This is a genomic window from Viridibacillus sp. FSL E2-0187 (assembly GCF_038006425.1).
Taxonomy (GTDB): Bacteria; Bacillota; Bacilli; order Bacillales_A; family Planococcaceae; genus Viridibacillus; species Viridibacillus arvi.
The window spans coordinates 1,706,064-1,718,692 of the sequence record NZ_JBBOVG010000001.1; the positions used below are offsets into that span (position 1 = coordinate 1,706,064).

The 12,629-nt window shown below is 34.6% G+C and carries 13 protein-coding genes and 1 pseudogene; 11 read left to right on the forward strand and 3 right to left on the reverse strand.

Going from position 1 to position 12,629, the window contains the following annotated elements:
* Window positions 1-20: 20 nt before the first annotated feature.
* A complete protein-coding gene (locus MHH85_RS08180) occupies window positions 21-389 on the reverse strand; it encodes a VOC family protein (protein WP_340706624.1) in 369 nt (122 codons plus the stop codon).
* A gap of 1,121 nt (window positions 390-1,510) precedes the next feature.
* On the opposite strand from MHH85_RS08180, the gene MHH85_RS08185 reads away from it, so the two are divergent.
* The 7 genes from MHH85_RS08185 to MHH85_RS08215 all read left to right on the forward strand — a co-directional run bounded on the left by MHH85_RS08185 (window position 1,511) and on the right by MHH85_RS08215 (window position 7,573).
* A complete protein-coding gene (locus tag MHH85_RS08185; RefSeq protein WP_340706625.1) occupies window positions 1,511-2,131 on the forward strand; it encodes a DUF3267 domain-containing protein in 621 nt (206 codons plus the stop codon).
* Window positions 2,132-2,385: 254 nt separating this feature from the next.
* On the forward strand, window positions 2,386-3,030 hold the full coding sequence (locus MHH85_RS08190; protein WP_340706626.1) for a hypothetical protein: 645 nt from the start codon (window positions 2,386-2,388) through the stop codon (window positions 3,028-3,030).
* 368 nt (window positions 3,031-3,398) lie between these two features.
* Entirely contained in the window at window positions 3,399-4,277 is an 879-nt protein-coding gene (locus MHH85_RS08195; RefSeq protein WP_340706627.1) for a LysR family transcriptional regulator, read from the forward strand.
* A gap of 110 nt (window positions 4,278-4,387) precedes the next feature.
* Complete coding sequence (locus MHH85_RS08200) at window positions 4,388-4,783, forward strand: CidA/LrgA family protein (protein WP_340706628.1); 396 nt, start codon at window positions 4,388-4,390, stop codon at window positions 4,781-4,783.
* A complete protein-coding gene (locus tag MHH85_RS08205; RefSeq protein ID WP_340706629.1) occupies window positions 4,759-5,451 on the forward strand; it encodes an LrgB family protein in 693 nt (230 codons plus the stop codon). The genes MHH85_RS08200 and MHH85_RS08205 overlap by 25 nt, the downstream gene beginning before the upstream one ends.
* Window positions 5,452-6,498: 1,047 nt before the next feature.
* Complete coding sequence (locus MHH85_RS08210) at window positions 6,499-7,035, forward strand: D-glycero-alpha-D-manno-heptose-1,7-bisphosphate 7-phosphatase (RefSeq protein WP_340706630.1); 537 nt, start codon at window positions 6,499-6,501, stop codon at window positions 7,033-7,035.
* A 394-nt stretch (window positions 7,036-7,429) separates the two neighbouring features.
* Window positions 7,430-7,573 (forward strand): hypothetical protein, encoded by a 144-nt coding sequence (locus MHH85_RS08215; protein WP_340706631.1) that lies wholly within the window; start codon window positions 7,430-7,432, stop codon window positions 7,571-7,573.
* 251 nt (window positions 7,574-7,824) lie between these two features.
* Here MHH85_RS08215 and MHH85_RS08220 read toward each other — a convergent pair whose 3' ends face one another.
* Window positions 7,825-8,706, reverse strand: a complete 882-nt coding sequence (locus MHH85_RS08220; protein ID WP_340706632.1) for a LysR family transcriptional regulator — start codon at window positions 8,704-8,706, stop codon at window positions 7,825-7,827.
* A gap of 157 nt (window positions 8,707-8,863) precedes the next feature.
* On the opposite strand from MHH85_RS08220, the gene MHH85_RS08225 reads away from it, so the two are divergent.
* Entirely contained in the window at window positions 8,864-10,108 is a 1,245-nt protein-coding gene (locus MHH85_RS08225) for an amidohydrolase (RefSeq protein ID WP_340706633.1), read from the forward strand.
* Window positions 10,105-11,322, forward strand: coding sequence for an amidohydrolase (locus tag MHH85_RS08230; protein ID WP_340706634.1), 1,218 nt, complete (start codon window positions 10,105-10,107; stop codon window positions 11,320-11,322). The genes MHH85_RS08225 and MHH85_RS08230 overlap by 4 nt, the downstream gene beginning before the upstream one ends.
* On the opposite strand, the pseudogene MHH85_RS08235 reads toward MHH85_RS08230, so the two are convergent.
* A pseudogene (locus MHH85_RS08235) lies at window positions 11,319-11,731 on the reverse strand (chromate transporter); the annotation flags it as partial. The gene MHH85_RS08230 and the pseudogene MHH85_RS08235 overlap by 4 nt on opposite strands.
* 11 nt (window positions 11,732-11,742) lie before the next feature.
* On the opposite strand from MHH85_RS08235, the gene MHH85_RS08240 reads away from it, so the two are divergent.
* Window positions 11,743-11,958, forward strand: a complete 216-nt coding sequence (locus MHH85_RS08240) for a hypothetical protein (protein WP_340706635.1) — start codon at window positions 11,743-11,745, stop codon at window positions 11,956-11,958.
* Window positions 11,959-12,212: 254 nt separating this feature from the next.
* Window positions 12,213-12,422, forward strand: coding sequence for a DUF6440 family protein (locus MHH85_RS08245; protein WP_340706636.1), 210 nt, complete (start codon window positions 12,213-12,215; stop codon window positions 12,420-12,422).
* Window positions 12,423-12,629: the final 207 nt, after the last annotated feature.

Sequence of the window (12,629 nt, forward strand, 5' to 3'; positions counted from 1 at the left end):
TGTTGAACTTTTAATACTTTTTACAGATTTTCAAATTGGAGATATTCTAAAATATTTCCGAAGGGGTCTCTGAAACTAATATATTTTCCTGGAGGACAATTAGTTGGTTCATCTACAATAAATTCAACTTCTTTATCTTTCAAGAATTTAACCGTTTCATAAATATCTTCAGTTCTCAATCCTAATACAACTCCTGTAATTTTATTATCTTGATTAAGGGTTGTATTATTGTTCTCCTCTAAAATAATTGGTAACTCTCCGTGTACAAGTGATGCAATGTTAGGTCCATACTGCTTGTTTAATGTAAAACCTAAAGTATTGGTATAAAAGTCAATTGCTTTGTTTAAATTTGGCACGTAAATACTTATAACACAAATCTGATTCACCATTTTATCACACCTTTTCTTAGTATTAATGTAAATATTCTACATATGTTATTTAGAATCCTTTATTTTAAAAAATATACTCGATTGTCTTATTCAACTAACGGGGTTCTTTACTTCAATAAGGAGTGAAGCATTTTTTTGAACTAACGAGGCAGGTTAGTTCAATAATGTTGTTGTAGTTAATAGGAAAAAGATTCTTTAGCAGGTTACCAAAAACTAATTCATATTTTAGAAACAGGAAAAAACCATTTTGATAAGTTATTTATCAAGATGGTCTTTTAAATTTCATTTTATAATTAAAAGTAAACATTTTTGCGACGTTGATCCATATTAGTTAATATTTTTTGACTGTTTGTATTGGCCATATTTGTATAAAGAGAAGTCGTTTTAATATCATTATGACCAAGTTGGTCACGAAGAAGAATATTAACTTGATATTTTCAATTGAAGATAATGCGCCTAAACTCATGTATATCAAGGGTTTAGACGCTTTTTGTTTTTTAAAATGACACTGAACGTGTTATTAACAAAACTACAAACACAATTTCAGGTGTTGACCTTGGCAAAATTAGATATGTAAGTAAATCACGATAAAGATTGTGAAAAAATGTACTTAAACTAACGGGGCAGTTTAGTTGAAGAGAAAGGACGGTTCATTATGGTAATATAGTTTTAGAGGGGCATTTAAAATGAAAAATATAATTATTGGTATTATAGTTTTGTTTGAACTTTGGTTAATATTTCCTTTTATCGGCATAAACACATCATATGTGATACCTAATTTAATAGAATAGGCTACAAAATTTATTCTACCTTGGATATTATTGTATTGGATATTTAGATTAGTTAATGGCTTAGAAAAAAACAAATAACAATTCAAGTACAGGGTGCGATTCTTCAACAAAGAAGGTCGCTTTTTCTTATCCAACAAGAAAGTTTGTGAAGTATTCTACTTAAACAAACGGGGCTATACTTCAATTAAAAGATGCTGAGATCAGCTTCTTTTTTGTTATGCAGCTAAAGGGGCAGGTTAGTTGAACAAGGGTATACATTTAAAATGAAAAATGGTATTATTTAGGTGTTTATGAATTTTCTTGAATTAAGGTATAAATGGAGTGAATTTAATGAAAATACTAAGCAAATTACCCAAAAGTAACCTACGTTTACATTTGGAATTAATTAAAAATAGCTGGACTCCAATGAAAGAACCCAAAAATTTAACAAGTGCTATTTTGTTATCTACCCCTTTAATGATTGTCGCAGCAATCATCTCTATTGGGGTAATAAATATCTTTTCTAGTATTTCCTTGAGTGATTTTGGACTAACACCGGATGCAATATCAATAACAATTAACTTGAGTAGTATTTTTGGGTTAATTTCACTTTTGATACTTCACGAATTACTTCATTTGATTTTCATTCCGAATTTCACTAAATCAGAAAAAACATATGTAGGATTTACGCTGTTCGGAGGTTTTGTGATAACCGAAGAAGAGATTTCAAAATCAAGATATATCTTCATTACAATTGCTCCTTTTATTATTATTTCAATAATTTTGCCACTTATATTAAGTGCATTTGGGCTATTAACAACGACATTAAAGTTCTTGATAATACTAAACGCAATGGCATCGTCAGTTGATATACTTAATCTACTCCTTATAATTAAACAAGTCCCGAAAAATGCAACTTTAAAAAGTAATGGACCAAATACATATTGGAAAAATGTACAAATGAACAAATGAACAAAAAGTATAAAGAGAACGAAAATCATCTTATTTAATTAACTGGTGTAATAGTTTGGGATCAGAGTTGCATAGGCGGCTTTTTTTCTTATTGAACTAACGGGGCAGTTTAATTGAAGAAGGAAAATAATTGTTTTACATAGAAGTAAATAAAATGTCTTAAAAAATAGTGGGTGTATAAACGGTGGTTATTATTAGAAATCTAAAAAAAGTGAATTTGATTTTTGATATAAAAGTAGCAAAGGGGGTATTAAATGGTAAGTAAAATAGAATTATACGAAAAAGAGTCTCAGGAATTCAAACCTTTTAAACACTTTATTTCACGCATTCATGTAATGCGGAAAGAATCCAGCTATGGGGCTGAAGTTGCCTCAAAATGGACTGATATTTTAAACCAAACTCTTGGAGATGAAACTTACCCAGTGATACATCCAATTGGTCAGGAGACATTCTCGTTATATGCAGAGTTCACGACTGGGGTATTTGAGTATACCTTAGACATAGATGGGGCTACTACATTTATAAAAGAAAAAAACATTAAACCCATAAAGACTTCTCCAACGAATATAATTGAAGCTGTTGACCAAGGTAACATAAATAAAGACCCAAACCGAATAAAACCCAATCATAAAAATCCTGTAATGGTACTTCAGAGTCGATATTTAACCAACAACAAACCATATTGTATCAATGGAAACCATCGTATATTTGAAGCATATAGAAATAATGATGAACAAATAGAAGTTTATGTTTTTAAAGATTTGGAGTTTGTTCCTTTCTTTTATGACGTTCTAAGTAAAGCAACATATTTTTTAGAAATTGATTACCATAATGTAGTTAATGATAAAAGATATTTGTTGCATAACGAAAATGGTGCATTTGCAAATGAATTTAAGTAAATAATTATTCAACTAACGGGTGCTTTACTTGAAGATCATTGAGTTGCATATGCAGCTCTTTTTTTCTTTATTGAACTAACGGGGCAGTTTAGTTGAAGAAGAAAGTGTAATTTATATTAATTATCCGCTTTCTTAGCTTGATCGCGATGAGGTGCTACCCCACTCTAGTCTTATCTTTCTTCTTCTCTATTTTTCTTATGACCTATCTTATATTATGAGTTTTTATTTTATCTAATTCTTATCTTCCCAATTATGTAGAATCGAACACAATAAAATATAATGAATTAGAAGGTTGTTCAAAATGAAAATATGGAACCATTTTGTGTGACGGGAAGGAAATATAATTATAGTACCGGGGGAGTTTAAAAATGGATATTCAACATCTTAAATATTTTGTAGAAGTAGCCAAACAAAAGAATTTTACGAAGGCATCTGAGAGCCTACATGTATCTCAGCCTTCCATTAGTAAGATGATAAAAAGCCTGGAAGTGGAGCTTCAAGTGACTTTGCTAGATCGTTCGGAGAGAAAAGTGGAGCTGACAGATGCGGGCAAGATTGTTTATGACCAAGCATTGAAAATTTTGCAGATGATGGAGGATATCCATTCTTCTGTAAACGAAGTCGTTCATGTAAAAAAGGGAACCATTAAAATGGGTTTAATGCCGACTTTGGGTGTAATGTTATTTCCGAAAGTGCTGGCTGATTTTAAAAAGGGTTATCCGCAAATTGAAATACAAATGGTCGAATTTAGCGGGAAACAATTAGAACGAAAAGTAGTACAAGGGGAAGTGGATGTGGGTATTACCGTATCACCAGTTGACTCTGAAGTGTTTGGATTTATCCCCTTATTCAAAGAAGTACTAGTTGTCATTGTTGACAGGGATCATTGGCTGTCGAAAAGAAAATCAGTACTTTTATCCGAATTAAAGGAGGAAGCCTTTATTCTTTTTACCGAAGAATATGTTCTGCATGATGTGGTAATGAAGGCTTGTTTGCAATCGGGATTTGAACCTAATTTAGTCTACAAAAGTTCCTTATGGGATATTGTTGGAGAGATGGTAGCGGCACAATTTGGGATATCTGTTGTTCCTAAGTCGGTAGCAAACCGATTTAAGGATCAGGTTACTATTGTTTCTATTACTTCACCTCAGGTTGATTGGGAATTGGCAATGATTTATAAAAAGAATAAGTATCTTTCCTATGCAGTTCGGGAATTCATTACTTATCTTCAGGAAGGAAAAACCTAACACTATAACTTCATGGAATAGTTTTGATGTCTTTTATATATTTTACGAATCATGGATCTCCAAGTAGAATGATCTATATTACATATTGTTCTATTTCGGAGGTGTTGCTCTTGAAAAAGGGCTTAACAATTTTATTGCAAATTGGGATTATTATTGCATTTACCTGGACCGGTGACTATATTGTCTCTCTTCTTCATGTGCCTGTTCCAGGAAGTATTATCGGGATGATTTTATTATTCTTCGGTCTTCATTTAGGCTTGATTAAATTAAATTGGGTGCAAGCGGGGGCTACGCTTATTATTTCCGAGATGATGTTATTTTTCATACCCGCAGTCGTTGGATTTATGGAATATTCATGGATATTTGGCATCGAAGGCCTAGGTGTTTTATTCATTGTTGTTAGTGGTACAGCACTTATGATGATAGCAACAGGCGTCATCTCCGATAGGATTTTAGAAAGAAAAGACGGTGAAGCAAGAAAATGGTTACCAAGATCTTTTATATAGTTATTACTGTCCTTTTTTATTTTTTGGCGAAAAAGATTAATCGAAAAAAACCAGGATTGTTATTTTCACCAATCATTCTCACTCCTATTATGCTGATTGTTCTCCTTTTGATAATGGATATACCATACAAAGAATATGCAAATGGTACTTTTCCACTAAATAAATTGTTAGACGTTGTAACCGTTGCATTAGCCATTCCATTGTATCGAAACTGGTCGTTTCTGGCTAAAAATTGGCGCGTGATTGTATGTAGCCTTGCAGCCGGTTCCTTGATTGCTGTTGTTTCTGGCATTTTATGTACTTACCTGCTTGCAATGGGAAAGGATTATATGCTCAGTATTATTCCTCGCATTGTCACCATTCCAATTGCTGTCAGTTTGTCTGAATCCATTGGAGGGACTCCTGCCATAACTGTTCTTTTTAGTATGTTGACATGCTTTGTAGGTGTCTTCATAGGACCAGCTATAATGAAGCACTTTTCCATTAAGCATCCATTATCTATCGGCATGATGTATGGTTTGGGAGCACAGGCACTTGGGACTGCAAAGGCGTTTAAAATCGGGGAAAAAGTGGGGACAACCTCCAGTGTATCCTACATTCTGACTGCCATCTTTACAGTCATATGGGCATTAATCCTAACACCTTTTATCCATACTTTGAACGTATAGAATAATTGGTGCAACCCCTTACATTAAAGGGCTCTTTAGTTGAACAAGCTAAATTTAAAAAAGTCGATTCTTTGAAGTGGAAATCGGCCTTTTTTATGGGTGAAAACTTCCTTAGCGTTGTAAATTCGCATTTTCTTGATGCTATCCCCTAATGTATGAGTAACTGTTAGATGTCAACGAACTTTTCTCAATCAAACATATCCTTATCCATCCGTGTAGTCAATAAACACTCTAAGGGTTGTTTATAAAGGCGACTTTTAATTAATTTATCCACTCTTACTTGCTCATCAAAGGTTAAAGGCACGATAGTTGGAGGATTTTGCCCGTAGTTAACTTTAACAATAGGGGGTTCCTCATTTGATATAATTTTATTTTTAGTTACCAGTTACTAGACAACCCAAATCTTTACTTGAATTGTTTGCAGCCTTATTCCACTAACAGGTGCTTTAGTGAAAGTTCGTTGTTCTGCTTATGCGGCTTTTTTTATTCAACTAACCCGGCAGATTAGTTGAAGAGCGTTGTTTAACTTTTGTTCAACAATCGGGCCATTTAATGGAATAACAATTTTTAAAATACAACTATTGAGTTAGGGTAGTAGCTGTAGAATAAAAGCTTTACTCCACAAGAATTACGCTTTTTAAATTACATTATGATATTTCATTCTTTAATAGCTGCCTAATTATCAAACTTGATCTTCTAAATACTCATCTGGTGATTTACTGCTGTTTTGTTACCAATCAATTGAAGAGTATTGCATCCAACTTAACATGGTACTTCTATTGCCGAAGGGGAAATGCATAAGGAATGAATTTATTGATGGAGCAGTTGGTTTGTAGAGTGAAGGTTAATTAGGTATTAGAAGGGGCAATTAATTTAATAGAATGTTATTTAAGGATATCTATAACAAATGTTAAAGTCTTCTATTTGCATAGTTAGTTGCACTTGGATTTTATTATGGAAATTAGTGGACATCTGAAATAAAACTGCTTAAAGCCGATAATTTTTAACATAATAAAAGTAATATTAAAAATTAAAGGTGTGATGAGATTGAAAAGAGCAGTTTTTTTAGATCGAGATGGAGTAATAAATGAAGTACTAACTGATCGTGTGAAATTTGTAAACGAACCGAATCAATTTTATTTTTTACCTGGTGTAGAAGAAGCAATTAAAAGTTTAAATGAGTATTTTGATTATGTGTTTGTCGTAACAAATCAAGGTGGAATTGGGTTAGGTTATATGAAGGAAAAGCAGTTACATAAAATTCATGACTATATGGTGGCTGAACTGGAGAAAAAGGGAGCAACGATTCATGAGGTTGCCTATTGTCCGCATAAACCAAAGGCTGGGTGTGAATGTAGAAAACCAAATAGCAAAATGATTTTTGATTTAGGAGAAAAACACAAAATTGATCTTGAAAAATCATATATGGTTGGAGATACTGATACGGATATTCAGGCAGGTGAAAAAGCAGGTACAAGAACCGTTTTTATTGGTGAGAGTGATCCATTAGCAAATGCAGTGCGTCCAAATTTAAAAGAGGCAGTACAATGGATTATTCATGATATTAAAAATCATAAGAATTAACCCACAGTTGAAAATTATCCATTATGGGTGTTTTTATCTCAACGCATTGTGAAGTGTTCACGGGTTAGAGTTAATATAATGAATTAAAGAAGAACGGATTCCAAGCGGTGGAATCCGTTCTTTTTCATTGGTTTTTATTAAAGGACAAAAGTTATTTTGGTTGGAATTTTATTGAACTAACGATGAGCTTAGTTTAATAATCTTATCTAGTTCTGCTCAACTAACGGGTGCTTTACTTGAAGATCATTGAGTTGCTTATGCAGCTCTTTTTTTATTGAACTAACGAAGCAGTTTAGCTTCAGAAGATTGTTAGGTATATTGGTTCTAAAAGGGCATATAACGAAGTATTTACACCATCTTAAATAGGCACATTAATCAGAGGGTGGTGGTAATTTTGAGGTTCTTAAAAATAATCTCTTGTTTGTTAGTTGTTTTTTTAGATGTTGTAAATTTAATTGGTCATGAAGGAATTGCTTCAGATGGGGAAATTACTCTAAAAGAAGCCATCAATCTTGGATTAGATAGAGCGAAAAATTGAAGAAAATAAAAAACTAGGACGCTTCAATTATGAGTATAACGGGATTATTAATCATTGAAGCATTTTAGCGGGAAGTTCAATTTTAAATTACTTGCAATGATGTTCATTGGTTGGACAGTAGGATATTTAATTTCCTATTATTTTGATAAAAAGAATAATAAGTAGGCTTATTGAACGAACAATTTAATCGTTCGATTGAACGGTATTGGCTATCGGTCAATCGAACAAATTATTAACATCACATCAAATGGCTACTTCTCTAATTCCTCTTTTAATAGCTTAATAAAATTCTGTGAGGTTTTCGATAAGAGATGATCCTTTAACCAAATAAGTCCAGAAGAGCTGTTTAATGCTTCGTTACTGATTTTGACAGCTTGAATATTGTAGCCCTTTTGCTGTCTAATGACGGTTTCTGGTACAACAGAAGCGTAGAATCCGCTTTCGACTAGCTCTAGTAATAGAGCAATGTCTGAACACTCAGAAAGACGAGGGGTTGCAAGACCATAATTTGAGAATTGCTCCATGATTATATAGTGTAAACCAAGGCCTTCAGTGCTTGGAATGATGAGCGGGTAGTGATGTATGTCCTCGTAAGTTACAGTAGAAGAAGGTAAGATTTCTTTAGAAGAACAAATGAAATAGAATGGTTCCGTTTTAAGATGTAGGATTGAAAAGTCATTCAATTCGAGAGGAAAACGAATGATGGCTAGCTCAAGTATTCGGTCACGGACTAATTGGCATAGCTGCGCAGAATCATTTTGTTGGATTTTAAACGTAATATTTGGATGCTGCTGATGATAACGTTGAATAGTAGTAGATAAATGTTCATTTGATAAAGTATTTACGCCCAGAGTTAAAGTTCCGTGTTCCCCGTTTGCTGTTTCCCTAATCTCTCGTTCAGATTCTTCCATATACTTCGTAATTTTCAATGCATGTTTATAAAGCGTTTGCCCTGCATCTGTTAACTCCAGCGTTCTTCCTCGTCTTTCAAACAACTGCACATTCAAATGGTTTTCCATGTTTTTTAGTTGCTGACTCAAAGGAGGTTGCGATAGGTGTAGCTTTGTAGCAGCTGCAGAAATTGTTTTTTCCTCAACGATGGCAATAAAATAACGTAATTGGCGAATATCCACTTTTCCAGCCTCTCTTCTATATATGAAAAAGATATGTAAAACTAACAAAATGAATATTATTAGTATACTAAACTTCATGATACGATAAAGACGAAATATTTGTAAAATAAATCGCTAGAGGCAAAAGTGTTGCTTCATATAGAGAGGGGAAATTTAAATGGATTCAAAACTATGGTTAATGAATGTATTGCTTGAAACGGGATTTCACTATGAAAACGGACATGTTGTAGCAACGAAAACAGAATTGGTACATCTTCTGATTGAGGAAGGCAAGATTACGAAAATGACCCCTCAAAGTACGAAAATAGAGGATGATGTTCCAAAGCAAGATGCAAATGGCTTGCTGGCACTCCCTTCTTTTGTGGAAAAACATTGTCATCTAGATAAGACTCTGCTTGGAGATAAGTGGACTGCTAATATTCCAGCCCCTTCGATATTTGACCGATTTGAAATTGAAAAGGAACGTTTACCACAATTAGAAGTGCCGATGGAAGAACGCGCCTCCATTTTAATTGATACGATGTTGAAGTCGGGTGTTACACATATTCGAACACATGTGGATTTATATCCTGAGGTTGGGTTGAATTATTTAGAGACGATCAAAAAGGCAATAGCTCGTTATGAAGGTAAATTAACGCATGAAATTGTTGCCTTTCCTCAACATGGATTGCTTCGAACAAATGCTTCAGAAATTGTGAAGGAGGCATTGACTAAAGGCGCGACACTAGTAGGAGGAGTAGATCCAGCCTCGGTAGATGGAGATATGGAAAAGTCCGTGAAAGAATTATTTAATCTAGCGAATCTAACGAATTCAGGCATTGACCTTCATTTACATGACCGCGGTGAAGTGGGTCTTACAACAATAAAAGAAGTAGCAAGACTGACAGTGGAATATCAAATGCAGGGAAGAGTAGCGATAAGTCATGCTTTTGCACTTGCAGATATGGTAGGGGAAGAAGCTAAGGAAATTATGCTCATGCTTGCAGAAGCCAAAGTTGCAATCATTTCAAGTGTACCTCTTGGAGATAGAGTTCCTCCGTTACCTACACTGGATGAAAATCAAGTCGAAGTAGCAATTGGTTGTGACAACATATATGATTCTTGGTCTCCTTTTGGAAACGGGGACATTCTTGAACGACTTGGTCGATTTGCCCAAAGGTTTAATTATGTAACTGAACAAAAGCTTGCTACTTCACTTAAGTTCATCACAAATGGTGTGACACCACTTAATGAGCAAGGCGAACAAGTGTGGCCGGCTATTGGTATGGATGCAAATATGGTATTGGTTTCAGCAAGTTGTTCCGCAGAGGCTGTAGCAAGAAGATCAGAGAGACATGCAACTATTTTCAAAGGGAATATTGTTGCAGGTTGCCTTTCAACGAAGGGAGAGGAAACACGATGAGAAATTACTGGTTGTTAAATGTTCGTTTGGAAAATGGATATATTTATAATGAAAATACGGTTGTTGGAACGGAAACGAAAATCCAACATATTCGAATTGAAGCGGGAAAAATTGCTGAAATAACCAATGTACTGCCAGAAGGCGACTATGACTCTTACGATGCAAAGGGTATGTTAATGCTCCCTTCTTTTAAGGAAATGCATATTCACATTGATAAAACTTACTTCGGTGGGGCATGGCGCGCTGTGCGTCCTGTTACAAGTATTTTTGAACGAATTAAGGAAGAAGAAAAGCTACTGCCTGAGCTATTGCCAACTGCAAAAGGAAGAGCACTCCATATGCTAGAAACAGTGCTAAACTACGGATCAACACATGTACGAGCACATACAAATATTGATCCATCTATTGGTTTGAAAAATTTAGAAGTAACCGTTGAAGCATTTGAAACATATCAAAATAAGCTTTCACATGAAATTGTTGCTTTCCCCCAGCATGGATTATTACGTTCAAATATGGTAGAAGAAATAAGACAGGCGCTAAGAAGTGGGGCAACCCATGTAGGTGGTGTAGATCCTAGCTCGGTTGATGGCGATATTGAGCGCTCGTTAAATACAATTATGGATCTTGCTGTTGAAGCAAATGCAGGTATTGATATTCATCTGCATGACGGTAAAGAAGCTGGTTTAAAAACGCTACAAAAACTTGCTGACTTAACAGAGGAAGCAGGCTGGAAAGATAGAGTAACAGTGAGCCATTGTTTTGCACTTGCAGACATGTCTCCAACTGATTTTAAGGAAATCTCATGTCGCTTTGCCAAACTTGGCATTTCAGTTGCCTCTACCGTTCCTTTTGGCAAGATAATTATGCCACTACCAGAACTGAATGAGAGTGGAGTTCCTGTCTATTTAGGCACTGACAGCATTAACGATCATTGGTCTCCATTTGGTAATGGTGATAATTTAGAGAAAGCAGGATTATTTGCAGAGCTATATGGAAATGGTACTGAACAAAAGCTATCTCAGACATTGGGCTTTATTACGGGGGGGAAGACACCGCTCAATCAAAAAGGAGAACAGGTTTGGCCTAAGATTGGTGACGAAGCGAATATTGTCTTTGTTGAAGCAAGCTGCTCTGCTGAAGCTGTAGCAAGACGATCACATCGAAAAGCCGTGATATATCAAGGTAAGCTAGTTGCGGGCAATGATAAGGATTAATCAAAAATAGAAAAACCCGAATCAAGACTATTTGAAAATAGTTTTAATTCGGGTTTTTGAATATGGATTAGGGTTTCGATGTTAGCTGCAAAAGAAAAATCAATTGGAGTTAATATGGAACTGTTCCAAATAGGTTGGAAAAGTGCAGCTATTAAAATCCCAACAACGCCTGCATTAACCACCATTAATGCTCCTTTTATGAAGGATTATGACGTAAAGAATCCCAAAAAGGCAATGTACCTAAGATAAGCAGGAATGCAGGTAAGAAAATTGCTATGGTCGCTATTAACCCTCCTTGCTAACCATTCATAACCGTACCAAGATAAGCTGCAAAAGTAAATAATGGACCAAGTACAGCTTGTGTAGCCCCATAACCTGCTAAGAATGTCTCTTCGCTTACCCATCCAGTATTGGATTGTTATGTACGAAACTGAGATTAGTGAAGAAAGAGAGTTGGCAGACTATTCAATCGAATATATTAGAAAAGAACCTGCACCTAAAATATTTGGATATAACATAAAGAGTTCATGGTTTGAATTTGGAGTGAATGAAGAGATTTTCAATGAAGAATTAATGTACATTCAGGTAATAGTGAATGTACGGGTCCTCCCTCTAACGATGCTAGTTGTGAAGTAAGTATTAAGGAAAATGAAAAGATGGAAGCAGTGTTGGAGTGGAACGGTAAATCAGCGGTTATTGAAATGTACAGAAATTGATAGTGAAGATTAGGGGATGAGGATTCTTCTCTTATTGAACTATCGAGGCAGGTTAATACAATGTGCTGTTTCCAAGAAAATCGTTGACTTTTTACTACTTTTGTAATAATTACCTGCTAAGATCGTAATATAAAAAGGGGTTATTTGAAATTTCAGTAATATGGGGGCGAAATAATGTTTAATAAAGAAACAGAGAAGAATAAAGGCTCAAAGAAGAGATTTGAAGAAATCTTTACAGAAAATGGCGTGGCTAATGGAAACAGAATAATAGTAGATAGAGAAACAGGAATTCACTATTTATTTAGTTGGAGCGGATATGCAGGTGGAATTACCCCGCTATTGGATAAGGATGGAAAACCAGTGATAAAACTAAATAATGAATAACACACTTTATCTTGTTCAACTATAGGGTGCTTTACATGAAGATCATTGAGTTGTAAATGCAGCTCTTTTTTTCTTTATTTCACTAACGGGTGCTTTAGTATTAGGTCTTTGAGTTATTCAGACAGCTCTTTTTTCTTAATCAACTAAAAGAGCAGGTTTGTTGAAGAGTGTTGTTTAACTTGTGTTCAAAAATCAGGCCAGATTATT